This window comes from Staphylococcus sp. HMSC62B09, assembly GCF_001839115.1.
Classification (GTDB): Bacteria; Bacillota; Bacilli; order Staphylococcales; family Staphylococcaceae; genus Staphylococcus; species Staphylococcus haemolyticus.
Genome location: NZ_KV840126.1, coordinates 1 through 363, shown reverse-complemented (window position 1 = coordinate 363; position 363 = coordinate 1). Strand labels below are relative to the sequence as shown.

Below are 363 nucleotides of genomic sequence, written 5' to 3'. Positions count from 1 at the left end.
TTTATTGATATTCTCTCTTTGACCTGTGACATATTCGTTGTATTCATCAAAATATTTTGCAGTTTTCAATTAAATTCCTCATTTCAATTAGTTTTTAAGCCTATTTCTCTTATGTAGTTATATGGCTTTTTAATCTCTTTTTGTGGTAATCGTTTCAGTATAGCTTGCAGCAATATTAAGACTTTCTCAAAGTCGATATTATTTTCATTTCTGTTATAGATAAATTCTTTAAATGATTTCTTATCTAGATCATTCAACTTTGCTACAAACTCATCAATATTCATATTCTTTTCAGTAGCACCATTTTCTTTTTCTCTGAGTGCTTTCTCTTGGTTAAGCGTCAACTTATGAGGATAAGTCTTT

General features: G+C 28.4%; 2 pseudogenes. Both read right to left on the bottom strand.

Features of this window, described 5'->3' with window-relative positions:
• A pseudogene (locus tag HMPREF3265_RS12870) lies at window positions 1–69 on the bottom strand (pathogenicity island protein); the annotation flags it as partial.
• A 14-nt stretch (window positions 70–83) separates the two neighbouring features.
• Window positions 84–363, bottom strand: a pseudogene (locus tag HMPREF3265_RS05015) (hypothetical protein); the annotation flags it as partial.